16 protein-coding genes are annotated in these 17,697 nt (G+C 39.6%); 15 read left to right on the forward strand and 1 reads right to left on the reverse strand.

Annotated features, from left to right (window positions below; translation table 11 throughout):
- Positions 1–14 precede the first annotated feature (14 nt).
- Complete coding sequence (locus SJY24_RS03865; RefSeq protein ID WP_377863797.1) at positions 15–2,744, reverse strand: putative bifunctional diguanylate cyclase/phosphodiesterase; 2,730 nt, start codon at positions 2,742–2,744, stop codon at positions 15–17.
- Positions 2,745–3,051: 307 nt separating this feature from the next.
- On the opposite strand from SJY24_RS03865, the gene nuoA reads away from it, so the two are divergent.
- The 15 genes from nuoA to spoIID all read left to right on the forward strand — a co-directional run bounded on the left by nuoA (position 3,052) and on the right by spoIID (position 17,482).
- Positions 3,052–3,420, forward strand: a complete 369-nt coding sequence (nuoA, locus tag SJY24_RS03870) for an NADH-quinone oxidoreductase subunit NuoA (protein ID WP_000179270.1) — start codon at positions 3,052–3,054, stop codon at positions 3,418–3,420.
- Positions 3,411–3,929 carry an NADH-quinone oxidoreductase subunit NuoB gene (gene nuoB, locus SJY24_RS03875; RefSeq protein WP_000236333.1) on the forward strand — a complete coding sequence of 173 codons (519 nt, stop codon included), beginning with the start codon at positions 3,411–3,413 and terminating at the stop codon, positions 3,927–3,929. Before nuoA ends, nuoB begins: the two co-directional genes overlap by 10 nt.
- Entirely contained in the window at positions 3,926–5,371 is a 1,446-nt protein-coding gene (locus tag SJY24_RS03880) for an NADH-quinone oxidoreductase subunit C (RefSeq protein ID WP_377863798.1), read from the forward strand. Before nuoB ends, SJY24_RS03880 begins: the two co-directional genes overlap by 4 nt.
- A 3-nt stretch (positions 5,372–5,374) precedes the next feature.
- A complete protein-coding gene (gene nuoD, locus SJY24_RS03885; RefSeq protein ID WP_377863799.1) occupies positions 5,375–6,475 on the forward strand; it encodes an NADH-quinone oxidoreductase subunit NuoD in 1,101 nt (366 codons plus the stop codon).
- On the forward strand, positions 6,475–7,476 hold the full coding sequence (gene nuoH, locus SJY24_RS03890; protein ID WP_002068471.1) for an NADH-quinone oxidoreductase subunit NuoH: 1,002 nt from the start codon (positions 6,475–6,477) through the stop codon (positions 7,474–7,476). The genes nuoD and nuoH overlap by 1 nt, the downstream gene beginning before the upstream one ends.
- Positions 7,477–7,501: 25 nt before the next feature.
- Complete coding sequence (gene nuoI, locus SJY24_RS03895) at positions 7,502–7,921, forward strand: NADH-quinone oxidoreductase subunit NuoI (protein ID WP_000677191.1); 420 nt, start codon at positions 7,502–7,504, stop codon at positions 7,919–7,921.
- Entirely contained in the window at positions 7,918–8,442 is a 525-nt protein-coding gene (locus SJY24_RS03900) for an NADH-quinone oxidoreductase subunit J (RefSeq protein ID WP_377863801.1), read from the forward strand. Before nuoI ends, SJY24_RS03900 begins: the two co-directional genes overlap by 4 nt.
- Positions 8,435–8,749 carry an NADH-quinone oxidoreductase subunit NuoK gene (gene nuoK, locus SJY24_RS03905; protein WP_000100081.1) on the forward strand — a complete coding sequence of 105 codons (315 nt, stop codon included), beginning with the start codon at positions 8,435–8,437 and terminating at the stop codon, positions 8,747–8,749. The genes SJY24_RS03900 and nuoK overlap by 8 nt, the downstream gene beginning before the upstream one ends.
- Positions 8,750–8,778: 29 nt before the next feature.
- Positions 8,779–10,641, forward strand: coding sequence for an NADH-quinone oxidoreductase subunit L (gene nuoL / locus SJY24_RS03910; protein ID WP_377863802.1), 1,863 nt, complete (start codon positions 8,779–8,781; stop codon positions 10,639–10,641).
- Positions 10,638–12,140 (forward strand): NADH-quinone oxidoreductase subunit M, encoded by a 1,503-nt coding sequence (locus SJY24_RS03915; RefSeq protein WP_377863803.1) that lies wholly within the window; start codon positions 10,638–10,640, stop codon positions 12,138–12,140. The genes nuoL and SJY24_RS03915 overlap by 4 nt, the downstream gene beginning before the upstream one ends.
- Positions 12,141–12,147: 7 nt before the next feature.
- Positions 12,148–13,662, forward strand: a complete 1,515-nt coding sequence (gene nuoN / locus SJY24_RS03920; RefSeq protein WP_377867209.1) for an NADH-quinone oxidoreductase subunit NuoN — start codon at positions 12,148–12,150, stop codon at positions 13,660–13,662.
- Between the two features lie 211 nt (positions 13,663–13,873).
- The gene (locus tag SJY24_RS03925) at positions 13,874–14,110 is read left to right on the forward strand and encodes a DUF1146 family protein (protein ID WP_071734725.1); all 237 of its coding nucleotides are present in this window, start codon (positions 13,874–13,876) and stop codon (positions 14,108–14,110) included.
- A gap of 51 nt (positions 14,111–14,161) precedes the next feature.
- Positions 14,162–14,866 carry a YwmB family TATA-box binding protein gene (locus SJY24_RS03930; protein WP_377863804.1) on the forward strand — a complete coding sequence of 235 codons (705 nt, stop codon included), beginning with the start codon at positions 14,162–14,164 and terminating at the stop codon, positions 14,864–14,866.
- Positions 14,867–14,905: 39 nt separating this feature from the next.
- A complete protein-coding gene (gene murA, locus SJY24_RS03935) occupies positions 14,906–16,210 on the forward strand; it encodes a UDP-N-acetylglucosamine 1-carboxyvinyltransferase (protein WP_000411272.1) in 1,305 nt (434 codons plus the stop codon).
- 252 nt (positions 16,211–16,462) lie between these two features.
- Positions 16,463–17,482 carry a stage II sporulation protein D gene (spoIID, locus tag SJY24_RS03940; protein ID WP_377863805.1) on the forward strand — a complete coding sequence of 340 codons (1,020 nt, stop codon included), beginning with the start codon at positions 16,463–16,465 and terminating at the stop codon, positions 17,480–17,482.
- Positions 17,483–17,697: the final 215 nt, after the last annotated feature.

A 17,697-nucleotide genomic window follows, 5' to 3' on the forward strand; every position in this document is an offset into this window, starting at 1 on the left:
ACACCCAGTGTGAACTATTGGTTCATACTGGGTGTTTTTTGTAGAAACCTTATAAATTCTTTACTTGTTAGAGGTTTACTGAAATAGTAACCTTGCATGTATTTACAGTTATTTTTTTTCAAGAATTTAAGCTGTTTTTCTGTTTCAATTCCTTCAGCAACGACGGAGAGATTTAAAGTATTCGCAAGAGAAAGGATAGTGGAAACGATGGCTCTTTCTTCAGGTCGATGATCGGCTAGTTGTGTAAATTCTTTTGGTACTTTTAATGTATCGATAGGGAAAATTGATAAATAAGCAAGAGAAGAATAGCCGGTACCGAAGTCATCAATGGACGTTTGAATACCATATTCTTTTAATTGCTTTAGTCTAGACAATGTTTCTTTTTCATCAATCATCGCAATTCTTTCTGTTAGTTCAAGTGTTACATCTTTCGGGTCAATCTCAACGTCCTTTAGTATTCGTGAAATATTTTCGATTAATTGATTTTGTTGAAATTCTCTCGCTGATAAATTGACACTCATTTTTAAGCTTGTGTATCCAAAACTTTGCCATATTTTTAGTTGAAGACAAGATTCTCTTAACACCCAATGTCCAAGAGGAACGACTTGTGGTGTCTCTTCTACAATTGGAATGAACTCGCATGGTGAAATGTCACCTAATAGTGGATGTTTCCAACGTATTAATGCTTCAGCACCGATAATTTTATTTGTTGTCGTATCAATTTGGGGTTGATAGACGAGATAAAATTCGTTGTTTACTAAAGCGAGTGGCAAGTCTTTTTCGATTCGAGCTTTTCGTTCCATTTTCTTATATAGTTCTTTCGTGTAAAGAGAGCTACGATTTTTCCCTTTATTTTTTGCTTCGTACATGGCCATATCGGCATGTTGCAAAATAGACAGTGGGTCTTCGCCTGCTTCAGGGTATATGGCAATCCCGATACTCGGTGAGATGTGTAAATGTTGATTTTCAATTTCGAATGGTTCGTTCATAGCTACTACAATCATATCAGCTATCTTTTTTACATCTGTTCTTTTTTTATAATTTTCGATGAGGATTGTGAACTCATCCCCAGCTAGTCGAGCAAGTTTCATATTCTGTGTCGATATTCGTTCGAGCCTTTTTGCTACTGCAATTAATAGGAGATCTCCTACCCGGTGACCAAGGGTATCATTAATAACTTTAAAGCGATCTAGGTCTAGAAACATAACAGCAAAAGGTCTTTTCGATATTTTTGCTCGTGCAATTGCTTGTTCTAACTGCTGATGAAATGAACGGCGATTTGCAAGTTCCGTTAAAGTATCGTGATATGCTAGGAAGTTAATTTGTTCTTGTTGCTGCTTGCTTTCTGTAATATCTTTAATCATTAAATAAACTCCAGAAATATGTTCCTTTAAAAAGATGGGAACAGCTGTAACATGCAAATAGTAAATATCTCTATTTTTATGATATGCCCGTATTTCCAAAGAAATAGATTTTCCCTTTTTCACGCGATGGAAGGCATTAATGATTTCTTCCAAATCTTCTTCATACATAAGTGAATAGTATGGTTGGTTTAATAATTCATTCGTTTGATAACCGAGTAAAGTAGTTCCAGCGTTGTTCACATTTAGAAAATTACCGTACAAATCTAATGTGAAAATTGGATCTGGATGATGCTCGTATAAAGATTTAAACATTTGTTGGTTATGATATAACTCATTTTTTTGTTCTACTAAATCTTCTGTACGTAGTTCAATTTGTTTCTCAAGTTCCAAGTTGAATTGCATTTGTGCTAGCAATAATATTTTATTTTGTCTTCGGACTAACATATGGCGTATGAGAACGAAGGCGAAAGTTACCATCAGTCCAATTACTAGGATAGGTGCAAAAACATTTTCGACCAATATAAAAACAATAAGCATCACTACAGAAATATATGGTAATGATAATCGGATTGATTCACCCAATCGAGGTGTTAGTAATACTTGTTCATGTTTTTCAGGTTCTTTTGTGTGAAGTATACAAGCGATTGCTACCAATACTAAAGTTACTTGATAGAATGGAGCAACTGTGAACATAGAGTGCTCAGGTTGGAAGTATTTTATATAAGAATAAATAGCATCCGCAGTAGCATACAAAATTAAAGCACTGCCAAGAAGAGCACCAACTTGTTTTGGTAGTAAGAATAATGGTCTAAATAAAAGATTGATTCCTATTAAAAGAAAGAGTAAATCAGCCATTGGATACGTGAGTTGAACAAACATGTCGATATATGATGTTGTGAAAATATGAATGGTTCTTTCGATAAGCAAATAGTAGCTTAAAGTAAATTGAGCTGTAACAATAATACAAATATCACATATCGTAGAAAGCTGTTCCAATAAGTTTCGGCCATAAATAATTTCATATAGAAAGGCAAATGCAAAGCTAATTAAAAATAATAAGTAAAAAAAGTCTGATGGATCAACGAATGTATAGTAGTCATGTAGAATTAAGCGTTGATAAGCAACTACTATATCACCGATGAAATAAGAGAAGGATCCGATAGTTAATGTTATCCAAAACAAACGGGATAACCCTTGTTTTATATTTGAAAAATAAAATATATAACTGCAAATTGTAATATCAATTAATATGGTACTGATGCCAGTTAATATTTGAAATGGGAGTGCGTACTCATATAAAAAGGACATTGATACGTAATGAATAGCTATATACAACAATGAAATGCTTATAAGAATACTTACGTGTGCTTGTTTTGTCATTTATATCACCCACTGTATATACATAAGAACCGCCTTTTGTAGTATATGTTTTTTTAGGATTGCTTGAAAAACATATAGAATTTCTATATTTATTTTACACATTTATAATGAGTTGTAAAAATAGATTTGTTTAGCAAGTATTAATTGTTGTTTCTGTTCCCAATATATCGACATAGGAATTTGAAGTTTGCTATAATGATTAAAATAGTTGCATTATTTAGAAAAATTTAAAAATAATAAATGATGCAAGTAAGACATATTGTTTACTATGTGAACTTGTTCTTAATTCAGGGGGGAGGGTTTCACAATGGCAAGTGTATATGAAAATAGTTATATGATCGTTTTGATTTTCTTGCTATTAGGTATATTGCTGCCGGTAGTGGCTCTTACATTAGGGAAAATGCTGCGTCCAAATAAACCGAGTGCAGCGAAAGCAACGACGTATGAGAGTGGAATTGAGCCTTTTCATGATGCGAATATTCGGTTTCATGCTCGTTATTATATTTTTGCTTTATTGTTCGTCATCTTTGATGTAGAAACTTTATTTTTATATCCATGGGCTGTTGCATATGACAAGCTTGGTTTATTTGCACTGATTGAAATGCTCATTTTTGTTGTGATGTTGTTGGTTGGATTAGCGTATGCTTGGAAAAAGAAGGTGTTACAATGGTTATAAATTTTGAGGAATTACACCCACAGGAACGAGCGGAATTAGAAAGGAATATCTTTTTTTCTACACTGGAACAGCTCAAGGGATGGGCGCGGAGCAACTCTTTATGGCCGATGACATTTGGACTGGCATGCTGTGCGATTGAAATGATGGGAGTAGGTTCATCACATTACGATTTAGATCGATTTGGGTCATTTTTTCGGACGTCACCAAGACAATCGGATGTCATGATTGTGTCAGGAACGGTAACGAAGAAAATGGCGCCTATTGTTCGGCGCCTATATGATCAAATGCCTGAACCAAAGTGGGTAATTGCGATGGGATCTTGTGCAACAGCCGGTGGTCCGTATGTGAATTCGTATGCGGTTGTGAAAGGCGTAGATCAAATTGTACCAGTTGATGTATATATTCCTGGATGCCCACCAAACCCTGCTGCTTTAATTTATGGAATTAATAAATTAAAAGAAAAAATTCGTTACGAGGCGAAGACAGGGAAGCAGGTGACGAATAAATGAGTGATCCAAATAAAGACTTAGAAAGTATGAAGAGAGAAGCAGCTCGTCATGCGAAAGAGGAAGCGCGAAAACGTCTTGCCGCGAAACATGAGACGGAAATGTCTAAACTTGAAGGAGAACATCGAGAAAAAGAGAAAGCGCTACCAAAGTATGGAGAAGTTAATGTAGAAGAAGCAAAACGTGTTGCAGCCGCAGCCGCAAAAGCGAAAGCAGCGGCATTAGCGAAGCAAAAGCGAGAAGGAACAGAAGAAGTACCGGACGAAGCAAAAGCGAAGGCAAAGGCAGCTGCAGCTGCAAGGGCAAAAGCGGCGGCATTAGCGAAGCAAAAGCGAGAGGGAACAGAAGAAGTACCGGACGAAGAAAAAGCAAAAGCGAAGGCGAAAGCCGCAGCAGCCGCAAAGGCAAAAGCGGCGGCACTCGCGAAGCAAAAGCGAGAGGGAACAGAAGAAGTACCGGACGAAGAAAAAGCAAAAGCGAAGGCGAAAGCCGCAGCAGCCGCAAAGGCCAAAGCGGCGGCACTCGCGAAGCAAAAGCGAGAAGGAACAGAAGAAGTAACGGACGAAGAAAAAGCGAAGGCAAAGGCAGCTGCAGCTGCAAGGGCAAAAGCGGCGGCATTAGCGAAGCAAAAGCGAGAGGGAACAGAAGAAGTACCGGACGAAGCAAAAGCGAAGGCGAAAGCCGCAGCAGCCGCAAAGGCAAAAGCGGCGGCACTCACGAAGCAAAAGCGAGAGGGAACAGAAGAAGTACCGGACGAAGAAAAAGCAAAAGCGAAGGCAAAGGCTGTAGCAGCTGCAAAGGCCAAAGCCGCGGCACTAGCAAAAGCAAAATCTTCGAAAGGTGATGGGGATTCTGGAGGTGAAAAAGCAAAGGCTATCGCAGCCACAAAAGCGAAAGCCGCTGCTGCGGCAAGAGCAAAGGGAGCTGTAAATAAGGTAGAAGATGAACCGCAGCAGGAAGAACCATCAGTTAACCAACCGTATTTAAATCAGTACGTGGAGGTTGTTAAGGAGAAGGTAGGGGAATATGCATTAGTAGATTCCTATATTAATAAGCTTTCAAAAGATGTTCCAACTCTTGTGGTGGAGCCTTCAAAATATTATGAAGTGATGGAGTTAATGCGATTGCATGAGGGACTTGCTTTTGATTATATGTCAGAGCTACATGCGACGGATTTTGTGACACATATGGAAGTATATGTTCATTTATTTTCATATGGAAAGAAACAGTCAGTAGCAGTGAAGGTAAAGCTGGATAGGGAAGCGCCGCAAGTAGAATCGGTGACGCCGCTTTGGAAAGGGGCAGATTGGCCGGAGCGTGAAGCGTATGATTTGCTAGGTATTGTGTTTAAGGGTCATCCTAATTTATCTCGCATTTTAATGCCGGATGATTGGATAGGGTATCCACTTAGGAAAGATTATGAACCGTATGATGTGGAGGTGTAGCTTGTGATCCGTACGGAAGAGATGCTCTTAAATGTTGGACCGCAGCACCCGAGTACACATGGTGTGTTTCGGCTTGTAATTAAGATTGACGGGGAAATTATTAAAGAGGCTACACCAGTTATTGGATATTTGCATCGCGGAACAGAAAAGATCGCTGAGAGTTTGCAATATACACAAATTATCCCGTATACAGATCGAATGGACTATTTATCAGCAATGACGAATAATTACGTCATTTGCCACGCTGTAGAGACGATGATGGATCTTGAGATTCCAGAGCGTGCTGAATATTTACGGGTGCTTGCAATGGAGCTTGGGAGGGTTGCGAGCCATCTCGTCTGGTGGGGAACGAATCTTCTTGATATAGGAGCGGTTAGTCCATTTTTATACGCGTTTCGTGAACGGGAAATGATTATTAATTTATTAAATGAATTGTGTGGTGCAAGGCTTACTTTCAACTACATGAGAGTTGGCGGCGTGAAGTGGGATGCGCCAGACGGCTGGATTGAAAAGGTGAAAGAGTTTGTTCCGTATATGAGAGAGCAATTGGAAGGTTATCACGACCTTGTTAGCGGAAATGAAATTTTTTTAAATCGTGTGAAAGGCGTTGGCATATATAGCGCGGAAGAGGCGATCTCGTATTCTTTAAGCGGCGCAAATTTGCGGTGCACGGGAGTAAATTGGGATCTTCGCAAAGATGAACCGTATTCTATTTATGATCGTTTTGACTTTGATATTCCTGTTGGGGGCACGGGAGATGCTTGGGACCGCTACGTTTGCCGGATGAAGGAAATTGAGGAGTCATTAAAAATTATTGAGCAAGCAGCTGAGCAGTTTCCAAAAGACGGAGCTGTGCTGGCGAAAGTGCCGAAAATCATTAAGGCGCCTAAAGGGGAAGCGTTCGTCCGTATAGAGTCGCCACGAGGAGAGATTGGTTGCTATATTGCTAGTGACGGAAAGAAAGAGCCGTACCGCTTGAAGTTTCGCAGGCCGTCTTTTTACAATTTGCAAATTTTACCGAAGTTATTGAAAGGTGAAAACATCGCCAATTTAATTACGATTTTAGGTGGAGTTGATATTGTACTTGGGGAGGTTGATGGCTAATGATTGAGACGCTCTTACAATCACCTTCAAGCTGGACGAATTTCTTCATTTTTTTCGGATTAGCGGTACTTCTATTATTTGCAGTCCTGGGCTTCGTTACATACGGTATTTTGGCAGAACGGAAAGTGATGGGATTTATGCAAGGGCGGATTGGACCAAACCAAGTTGGGGGGCGGTTCGGTTTACTACAGACGGTAGCTGATGTTTTGAAATTATTATTAAAAGAAGATAGTATTCCGAAAGCTGCAGATAAACCGTTGTTTATATTAGCGCCTGTCATTGCATTCGCACCAGCATTTATGGTGCTTGCGGTTATCCCGTTTACTGATAAATTTCAGTTCGCGGATATTGGCGTAGGATTGCTGTATTACATTGCCGTATCTGGGATTACGACGATTGGCGTTGTAACTGGGGGATGGGCATCAAATAATAAATACTCCCTTTTAGGAGGGATGCGTGCAGCGGCGCAAATGATTTCTTATGAGATTCCACTTGTGATGAGTGTAATTGGCGTCGTTTTGTTAGCAGGTAGTCTTAATTTAAATGAGATTGTAGCGGCGCAGGAGAAGGTATGGTACATTTTTGCACAGCCAATCGGTTTCGTTATTTTCTTAATTGCGGCAGTTGCAGAGTTAAATAGGACGCCGTTTGATTTACCCGAAGCGGAGTCAGAACTTGTTTCTGGATACCATACAGAATACTCAGGTTTTCGCTGGGCGTTTTTCATGCTTTCAGAGTATGTGTATTTCTTCGGGATGTCATCTTTAATTACAGTACTCTTTTTAGGAGGCTGGAATCCAGTTATGTTCCTTGGATTTATTCCAGGAGCCGTATGGTTTGCTTTGAAATTCAGCAGTGTGGTCTTTCTATTGATTTGGTTCCGCGTTACGTTCCCTCGCATAAGAGGTGACCAGTTAATGGAGTTTGGCTGGAAAGTATTATTACCAATCGCACTTGCAAATATTTTCTTAACGGCATTGATTAAGGAGCTATTCTTCTAATCTATAAAGGGGGTGCCAGTAAGAGATGAAAGGACTATTTAAAGGGTTAAAATATACGCTTAGTAATTTGAGTAAGAAAAAGGTGACGTATGATTATCCGAATCAGCCGCTACCATTACCAGACCGCTTTCGGGGTATTCAAAAGTTTTATCCTGAGAAATGTATTGTTTGTAATCAGTGTTCTAACATTTGTCCGACAGATTGCATTCAATTAACAGGAAAAAAACATCCTGATCCTACGAAAAAAGGAAAAATTATCGACACGTATGATATTAATTTTGAAATTTGTATTCTTTGCGATTTATGTACAGAAGTTTGTCCGACAGAGGCGATTGTAATGACGAATAACTTCGAACTCGCAGAGTATTCACGTGATGATTTATTTAAAAACTTGCAGTGGCTCGACGAAAACGACGAGAACGTCAGGAAGGAGAATAAAGCATGAATGGCGAGTTTGTAGCATTCTTTATCCTATCCTTGTCTGCGATTATCGGCGGAGTGCTTATGCTGAACTTAACGAAAGTAATGCATATGATGCTGGCTCTTGTACTTACATTCCTTAGCATTGCAGGCTTGTACTTTCTTTTATCGGCCGAATTTATCGGAGTTGCACAAATTTTACTTTACTCTGGTGCGATCACTATTATTATGATTTTTGGCATTATGTTAACGAAACATAACGAGGAAAATGAATCGCGCCTTACTCTTCGAAAATGGATTATCTTCTTTGCGGTTGTAGCATTTGGAGCAGTTATGTATTTCGCTGTTAATAGTATCGATTTTTCAAATCAAAGCACACAAGGAAGTTTACCTCTCCATGAAAACAACACACTTCAAATCGGTACACTTCTCTATTCAAAATATATTATTCCATTCGAGTTAACTTCAGTTATTTTACTTGTAGCACTTGTAGGAGCGATTATCCTTGCGAAGAAGGGTGAGGGGGAGGAGGATTCCCATGAGTAGCGTTCCGGCTTCTGCGTATTTAACACTTGCGATTATTTTGTTTTGCATCGGCTTATTTGGAGCTTTAACAAAGCGAAATACAGTAATTGTATTAGTTTGTATCGAATTAATGCTTAACGCGGCCAATTTAAACTTAGTAGCGTTTAGTAAATTAGGCTTGTTTCCGAATTTAACAGGACAAATTTTTTCGCTGTTTACGATGTCTGTAGCGGCAGCGGAGGCAGCGGTAGGGCTTGCAATTTTGATTGCTTTGTACCGTAATCGCCCGACGGTTCATGTAGATGAGATGGATACGCTCAAAGGATAGCATTGTGACCGAAAAGGGGGAAGGAAACAATGATCGATTATGCATGGCTCATACCGCTTTTCCCGCTTGTTTCGTTTTTGTTACTTATTGTGTTCGGGAAGAAAATTAGAGAGGGAAGTAGTGTACTAGGTATTTTCTTTACCTTTCTCTCTTTTATATCCGCGGTAGTGGTACTAATAGAACGGTTTTCATCTGAGGCAGTGAAGTATAAGTGGGTATGGCTTAGGGTAGGAGATATAGATATATCATTTGGTTTTGAAGTTACCGCATTAGGAGCTTTAATGTTGTTTATCGTTACGCTTGTGAGTTTTCTTGTACATGTGTACTCAAAAGGTTATATGAAAGGCGACGCCAGATTACCAACCTTTTATGCATATTTAGGGCTCTTTACATTTGCGATGCTTGGGCTAGTTATATCGACGAATTTATTACAACTTTATATATTTTGGGAGTTAGTCGGCCTTGGTTCGTTTTTACTTATCGGTTTTTATTTCTTTAAAGAAGAAGCGAAGGCTGCTGCGAAAAAGGCTTTTATTATGACACGGATTGGGGATGTTGGGCTATTTGTTGGGATGATTTTAATTTTTTGGCACGCAGGTAGTTTTGAATATGACGCGATTTTTAAAGCAATTCATACGGGTGACCTCTCTCCTTCTATGATTACAATAACGGCGATATTAATTTTTATCGGTGCAATGGGGAAATCGGGTCAGTTTCCGCTTCATACATGGTTGCCAGATGCAATGGAAGGACCGACGCCTGTTTCGGCGCTTATTCACGCGGCAACGATGGTTGCAGCCGGCGTATATTTAGTAGCGACGATGTTCCCGCTATTTTCAGCAAGTGCGGTAGCGATGCAAACTGTGGCAATCGTTGGGGCTTTCACCGCAATCTTTGCGGCCTCTATTGGTCTTGTACAAACGGATATTAAGAGGGTTCTTGCTTATTCTACCGTTAGTCAGCTCGGGTATATGATGCTTGCGCTAGGCTCTGCTGGTTATGTAGCTGGTGTCTTTCACTTAACGACACACGCCTTCTTTAAAGCATTACTGTTCTTGGCGGCAGGAAGTGTAATTCATGCAGTCCATACGCAAAACATTAATAAAATGGGCGGTTTACAGAAAAAGATGAAAGTAACCGGTGCACTATTTTTAATAGGCACACTTGCAATTAGTGGAGTTCCTCTTCTTTCCGGATTTTTTAGTAAAGATGAAATTTTAGCGGCGACTTGGGTGAACGGCAATTACTTTCTATTCGTTTTAGCAGTAATTGCGGCATTTCTAACAGCATTTTATATGTTCCGTCTATACTTTCTTGTTTTTACAGGGGAAACGAAGACGGAGGAAGAGGTGCATGAATCACCTCGCACAATGACGTATCCGATGATTGTCCTTGGTGTTCTTGCGGTAGTGGCAGGCTATATAAATACACCGTGGTTCGGAACGTTTCTTGGGGATTGGCTTATGAAAGATGTAGGATTTAAAGTGCAGGAAGTACATGGACCTGTTTGGATTATGATTGTTGCAACGCTCGTTTCATTTGCGGGAATTGCCCTCGCATATTTCATATATGGTAAGAAAGCTATCTCTAGAGATTGGGCAGGCGGAGAAGGGACGCCTCTTTATAACCTTTTGAAAGAAAAATATTATGTGGATGAACTTTACAATGTTACGGTGCTTCCTATTACGAAAGGAATCGCTTATGTGCTTCGCTTATTTGAAGTATACGTTGTAGAAGGAATTGCAGTTTTAATTGCGGGATTGGTTAAAGGCGTGAGCCGTCTAGGATCGCGGCTTCAAAACGGGAATGTACAAGTGTACGGAACTGTAACGGCCGTTTCGCTCGCTGTGCTCATAATTATTTTGTTATATACGGGAGGGGATTTACGATGAATGGATTGCTATTAACGTTCTTCATTTTCTCCCCGCTTTTAGGGATTCTCTTGCTTGTGTTAACGCCGAAAAAAGAATCGCGTACAGTGCGAGCGCTTGGTTTATTTGGGACGGCGCTTCCATTTGGTATCGCTATCGTCCTCGCTTGTACATATGTTTCAGGAAAGAGTTTATCGATATTTGATGAGAAAGTGAAATGGATTAAATTTGGGGATTTTGCAGCGGTAGATAAAAGATGGTTTTCCATTTATTACGAGATTGGTATTGATGGTTTATCGCTTGTAATGATGGTGCTGACAGCCCTATTAGCGATGCTTGCAGCAATTGCGGCGTTTTCCATTAAAAGAAATTTAAAAGCATTCTACATGCTATTACTCATGCTAGAAATAGGGATGCTCGGTGTCTTCGCTGCTCAAAATTTAATGCTGTTCTTCATCTTCTTTGAAATTACGTTGCCACCAATGTTTTTATTAATTGGCAAGTGGGGGAAATTGTCGAGTGAAAAGGCTGCATATAGTTATTTAATATATAACGGTATCGGATCAGCTATTTTACTTATCGTTTTCTCGGTTTTATTTGCGAAAACAGGTACAACAAATATTATGGAGCTTAAAGAAATATTAACGAGTGTAGGTGCTGGAGGAGGAATGGCTGTTTCAAGTAGCTTACAGTTCGGCTTGTTTCTTGCCATAATGATTGCCTTTGCGATTAAGCTTCCTGTTTTCCCTTTGCATCGCTGGATGGTCAATGTACACATAGAAGCGCATCCTGCTGTAGTTATGCTTCATGCGGGAGTTTTACTGAAAATTGGAGCATACGGTATTATTCGCTTCGGGAAAGGATTATTTCCAGAACATTTTCGTGATTTTGCAACGCTAATTGCGATTTTAGGAGTCATTAATTTATTGTACGGGGCCTTTCTAGCACTCATCCAAACGGACTTTAGAAAGGTGCTTGCTTACTCTAGTATTTCGCATATGGGCATTGTATTAATGGGTCTTGCGGCGTTAAATGCACCAGGTATACAAGGGGCACTGTTCCAAGTTGTGTCTCACGGTTTAATTGCAGCATTGCTCTTCTTCTTACTTGGCATGATTGAAGAGCGTTTTGGGACTTCAGATATTACAGCGCTTGGTGGGCTCGCAAAAAGTGTTCCTGTGCTTAGCGGCTTCTTCCTAGCGGGAGGTATGGCATCGCTTGGAATGCCAGGGATGTCTGGATTTATTAGTGAATTCCTTGCCTTTCTCGGTTTATTCCAAGGGAAACCGGTTATCGCTGCCGTAGGTGTACTTGGAATTATTTTAACCGCTGTATACGTATTAAGAGCGACACTTCAAGTAACATTTGGTAAGAAAGAATGGGAAGCGAAATCTGATATACACGGATGGGAGTACGTTCCTGTTATATTACTTCTCGTTTGTATTATCGCAATTGGAGTAATGCCAGAACTACTAGGGGATCCGCTTCAAAATACGTTGAAAACATTGGGGGTGAAGTAGGATGGATATGAATACGTTACTTAGCTTGTCGTGGCATCTGATGGTGCCGGAATTCATTATTCTTGGGGCAGCCATCCTTCTTTCCATATGTGATTTGTTTTTTAAGCTGAACCATAGGCACGTTGCGATTGGTGCAATCGCAGCCGTCGTATTAGCGGCCGTGTCATTAATTACGCTATATAGTGAACCAGCGGGAGATATTTTAAATGGATCGTTTGTGTTAGATGGATTTTCAAAAGGGTTTAAAACGTTATTATTAATCGGGGCATCTCTCGTCTTATGTATGGCAATGAGCGATGACGAGAAGGAGCCTATTCAAGATAAGGGAGAATATTATTACTTAATGTTAATGGCGCTTCTTGGAGCGATGTTCATGGCTTCAAGCGTTGATTTCATCACACTATTCGTCGGTTTAGAATTGCTGTCGCTTTCTTCCTACATTCTTGTAGGAATCCGAAAAAGAAACCGCGCATCGAATGAGGCGGCAATGAAATATGTCATTAACGGAGGAATTGGAACAGCCATTACGCTCTTTGGAATGAGTTATTTATACGGTATTACAGGATCGACCAACATAGTGGAAATGCAACAGGCATTTACGCAAGGATTGGCCGGGGGCATTCAATTATTGTTAGCTCTCGCATTTCTACTTTTACTTGTTGGACTCTCATTCAAAATTGCAACAGTTCCATTTCATATGTGGGCACCGGATGTGTATGAGGGAGCAGCTACACCTGTCACTGCTTTTCTCGGAACGATTTCTAAAATTGCTGGTTTTCTACTCATTACGCGTTTGTTTCTTATGGTGTTTGCAGGCGTGGCAATCCAAGGAGACGCACAATCTTTGTACGGGCGTATGAGTATATACATTGCTGTGCTAGCTAGTATTACGATGATTATTGGGAATGTAGTAGCATTAAAGCAATACAACGTAAAACGTCTATTTGCCTATTCAGGTATCGCGCATGCTGGGTATTTGCTCGTGCCTCTTGTGGCGCTATCACAGTTCACGATGGATAGTATGTGGTTTTATATGCTTGCATATATGCTTATGAATATAGGAGCATTTGCAATCATCCACGGATTAATCTTACAAAATGATAAGGAAAATATGACGATTTTTACAGGATTATACAAGCGATCTCCATTTACAGCTATAGTGATGACAATCTTTATTTTATCGTTAGCTGGAATACCGGGGACAGCTGGTTTCATCGGGAAAATTAACATCTTTTTAGGGGCACTCCATGTTGAACCTGCTCATTACGTATTAGCTTCTATTATGATGGGGACAACAGTTGTTTCATTCGTATATTACTTTCGGATATTACAGCAAATGTTTTTCCGCACTGGAGAGACAGAAGAGAGACTTCGGTTACCGTTAAATATAAAGATTGTCATGAGTTTTTGTGCAATTTCGATTGTAATACTAGGGATTATGCCGATGATTGGTTACAATTTCTTTTATGAATATTTTCCATTAATGAAGGATTTCTTCTTCTTGGGTAACGTGGTACAATAGTGAAAATAAAGGGTGTAGAGTCCGTACTCTGCGCTTTTTATTTTGGAGTAACAGCAAACGGAAACGTATATAAGTATATGTTTTTTGAGAGGAACTTACGATTTGAAATGTAAGAAGCCTATTCGCGTTTGAAAAAGTGTGGCTCCTACTTATTATGGTATCGTTTTTACATTTTGCGTAAGTAGTAGCCAAGTAAAAAGGGGTCGATTTTTTGGCACAACTTTTAGGGCAACAAGCACTGATTGCCATTGTTTCGCATTTATTGTTTATTACTATTACGTGGTGGGCCTTGCAAGGTATTCACATTGAGCGTTTAATGAAGTCTGGGAAAGTGATGCAGACGAGAGTATTACTCATCCTAGTTACGATTGCGATTGGGACATCTGTCAGTAACTTTTTCCTTGATTATTTAGGCTATTCAAAGAGTTTAACGTATTTAGTAAAGTAAGTGTATAGAACCTCATATCTCCGTTAACAATGGGGATAGGAGGGGATGAAATTGAAGCTTAAAGCCATTCTTATCGTTGTCTTAAGTGTTGTTTTATTTTTGGTTGGATATAGAGAGATGAAACCTATAAGCGATGAACAGAAGATGGAGAGCATGATCGCAGCTTTAGAGAAGAATGATGCAAAAGTAGAGCGGTGGTCATGGTTAGCGCGAGAAACAAAAACAATTTCTAATATACATACGTTTCAAAAATTGTTAAACGATGTGAAGGAAAAGGCAAATATCGAAAGTTGGGAATTAGAACAATCTCCAGATGGATATAAAGCTACATCCTATAAAAAATCTTCTTCATATGAAGAACGAGTAGTAGTAACTTGGACGAAAGAAAATACTAAAGAAAACACTTTCATTATATTTGAGGTAAGCGGGGCGAAATGGGACCCGAAGTACGTTCAGAAAATGAATAAAATTTTTAACGGAAAACCTACAATTTACACTTGTGTTCAAGGTGTATTGAATGATAAGATTGAAGGTGTTTTGCAAAATAAAACCAATCAGGTTTTGAAAGATCTTTCAGCAAGAGCGATCGAACAGACAGAAGAAAGAGCATTTGTGTCAGTCTCCGCATATAATAAAAAGTGGAATGACGCTCTTTCGATAAATAGAGAGAAAATAAATGTGCAAATAGCAATACGTTCTACAGACAACAAAGATACAATTGTGGTTGGCACACCGATCATAACTTCTGAGTATTGAGTGAATAGATACTGAAAAAAGGACACGGAGGGGAATAATTTGGAAAAGATCATCGTCCGTGGCGGAAAGCGGTTGAACGGCACAGTGCGTGTTGAGGGCGCAAAAAATGCTGTATTACCTATAATCGCTGCAGCCCTATTAGCGAGTGATGGAAAGAATGTACTATCTGAAGTACCAGTTTTGTCTGATGTATACACAATTAACGAGGTATTACGTCATTTAAATGCTGAAGTCGTATTTGAAAATAACCAAGTAACAATCGATTCTTCTAAAGAATTAAACATTGAAGCACCATTTGAGTATGTACGTAAAATGCGTGCATCTGTCCAAGTAATGGGACCTTTATTAGCACGTAACGGTCGTGCTCGTATTGCACTTCCTGGTGGATGTGCAATTGGTTCACGTCCAATTGACCAACATTTAAAAGGCTTCGAAGCAATGGGAGCAAAAGTAAAAGTTGGTAACGGTTTTGTTGAGGCGTACGTAGAGGGAGAACTAAAAGGAGCTAAAATTTATTTAGACTTCCCAAGCGTAGGCGCGACAGAAAACATTATGTCTGCAGCGACATTAGCAAAAGGGACAACAGTCCTTGAAAACGCAGCGAAAGAACCAGAAATCGTTGACTTAGCTAACTTCTTAAATGCGATGGGAGCGAAAGTACGCGGAGCTGGAACTGGAACGATTCGTATCGAAGGCGTTGATAAATTATATGGCGCAAACCACCCTATTATTCCTGACCGTATTGAAGCAGGAACATTCATGGTTGCAGCAGCAATTACTGGTGGAGACGTCTTAATTGAAAATGCTGTACCTGAACATTTACGCTCAATTACAGCGAAAATGGAAGAAATGGGTGTTAAAATTGTTGAGGAAAATGAAGGTATACGTGTTATCGGCCCAGATAAGTTAAAAGCGGTTGATATTAAAACTATGCCTCACCCAGGTTTCCCAACAGACATGCAATCACAAATGATGGCATTATTATTACAAGCTGAAGGAACAAGCATGATTACTGAAACGGTATTCGAAAACCGCTTTATGCACGTTGAAGAATTCCGTCGTATGAATGCTGATATTAAAATTGAAGGTCGTTCTGTAATTATGAACGGTCCAAACAGCTTACAAGGTGCTGAAGTAGGCGCGACTGATTTACGTGCAGCAGCAGCATTAATTTTAGCTGGTTTAGTATCAGAAGGTTATACTCGTGTAACAGAGTTAAAACATCTTGACCGTGGCTATGTAAACTTCCATAAGAAATTAGCTGCATTAGGTGCAACTATTGAACGTGTAAACGAAAAAGTAGAAGAAGTGAAAGAACAAGAAGTTTCTGATCTTCACGCTTAATTGAAATAGTCTCTATGTCTTTTGACATAGGGGCTATTTTTTTTACTATTACTGTTATAGTCAAGAAATTCTATACTTATGCACGTCTCAGTAAAAATATTTAGAAAATTTTCGTTTTATTTCGCTATTTGTGGTCAGTACAACTTCACCGCATTAAAATTTCACTTTATATCGATACCCCCAAGCATGTTCTAAAAGAGTCCATAGTTCCATAAGAATGAAAAGAAGCCAACTTTATATTGGGGGAATAGGATGAAATTTTCAAAGCCACTTTTCATTACAGTAGCGCTTTTAATAGCGCTCGTCATCATTGTACCTGCTGCTCTTGTTATTCCGTTTGCGAAAGCAAAAGTAGGGGAAGAAGCAGCTTCTAAAACTCCTCCAGCGATAGAAAGTATACCAGCTCCAGGGAAAGTGGATACAGCGGTTCAGGTTGCTGTGTATCGCGATCGGCAGAAGAAGGTAGACACATTACCTATGGAGGAGTATGTGACCGGTGTAGTAGCTTCTGAGATGAATGCCAGCTTTGAAATAGAGGCGCTAAAGGCGCAGGCATTAGCAGCGAGAACATTTGTAGTCCAGCGTATGCTAAGCGGAGGAAAGAAAAACAATGCGGACGTGACAGATACGGTGAAAGATCAAGTGTACAAAAGCAAAGAAGAATTGAAGAAACAATGGGGTAATAACTACGAAAATAATTTAAAGAAAATCGAGGAAGCCGTTTCGAAAACCGCAGGACAAGTTTTAACGTATGATGGAAAACCAATTTCAGCTTCTTTCTTCTCAACGAGTAACGGCCGGACAGAAAATGCAGCTGATTATTGGGGAAATGATTATCCGTACCTGAAAAGCGTAGATAGTCCGTGGGATCAAGCATCTCCAAAATTTACGAGCGAGCAAACATTTACAGTAGCTGACTTTCAAAAACGTCTCGGTGTGAAAGTACTAGCGGACGGAAAAGTCGGCGATATTAAAGACCTTACAGAAGGCAAACGAGTAAAAGATGTAGCATTTCAAGGAAAAACATTAACAGGAAAAGAAGTACGTGAAAAGTTAGATTTACGCTCTTCTGACTTCACGTGGAAACAAGATGGAGATAAAATCATTGTTACGACGAAAGGCTTCGGCCACGGCGTTGGTATGAGCCAATACGGAGCAAATGGCATGGCAGCGGAAGGTAAGAAATATACAGATATCGTCGCGCATTATTATAAAGGCGTTGAAATAAAGACGATGAATGATTATGAAGGAAAATTGATGGTGAAGAAGTAGGGTGAAAAAAGGCCTGTCCCAAATGGTAGTTGGGACGGTTTTCTTTTGTTGGTAGGTAGGGTATTTTTGTCGTATTTTGCAGTTAAGTGGATATAACTCATAAATTTGATTATCATTGCAATCGTAACAAAGAAGAAAATAGCTTTAGTCAGAAGTTCAATTTCGGAATGTCCTTTTTGTAATTATTTGTAGAAATAAATGGAAGTTACCCTGCA

The organism is Bacillus sp. R86525 (assembly GCF_042466195.1).
GTDB lineage: Bacteria > Bacillota > Bacilli > Bacillales > Bacillaceae_G > Bacillus_A > Bacillus_A nitratireducens.

Coding starts and splice junctions, on each gene's coding strand:
- SJY24_RS03865 (WP_377863797.1), bottom strand. CDS start 2,744: ATGACAAAACAAGCACACGTAAGTATTCTTATAAGCATTTCATTGTTG.
- nuoA (WP_000179270.1), top strand. CDS start 3,052: ATGGCAAGTGTATATGAAAATAGTTATATGATCGTTTTGATTTTCTTG.
- nuoB (WP_000236333.1), top strand. CDS start 3,411: ATGGTTATAAATTTTGAGGAATTACACCCACAGGAACGAGCGGAATTA.
- SJY24_RS03880 (WP_377863798.1), top strand. CDS start 3,926: ATGAGTGATCCAAATAAAGACTTAGAAAGTATGAAGAGAGAAGCAGCT.
- nuoH (WP_002068471.1), top strand. CDS start 6,475: ATGATTGAGACGCTCTTACAATCACCTTCAAGCTGGACGAATTTCTTC.
- nuoI (WP_000677191.1), top strand. CDS start 7,502: ATGAAAGGACTATTTAAAGGGTTAAAATATACGCTTAGTAATTTGAGT.
- SJY24_RS03900 (WP_377863801.1), top strand. CDS start 7,918: ATGAATGGCGAGTTTGTAGCATTCTTTATCCTATCCTTGTCTGCGATT.
- nuoK (WP_000100081.1), top strand. CDS start 8,435: ATGAGTAGCGTTCCGGCTTCTGCGTATTTAACACTTGCGATTATTTTG.
- nuoL (WP_377863802.1), top strand. CDS start 8,779: ATGATCGATTATGCATGGCTCATACCGCTTTTCCCGCTTGTTTCGTTT.
- SJY24_RS03915 (WP_377863803.1), top strand. CDS start 10,638: ATGAATGGATTGCTATTAACGTTCTTCATTTTCTCCCCGCTTTTAGGG.
- nuoN (WP_377867209.1), top strand. CDS start 12,148: ATGAATACGTTACTTAGCTTGTCGTGGCATCTGATGGTGCCGGAATTC.
- spoIID (WP_377863805.1), top strand. CDS start 16,463: ATGAAATTTTCAAAGCCACTTTTCATTACAGTAGCGCTTTTAATAGCG.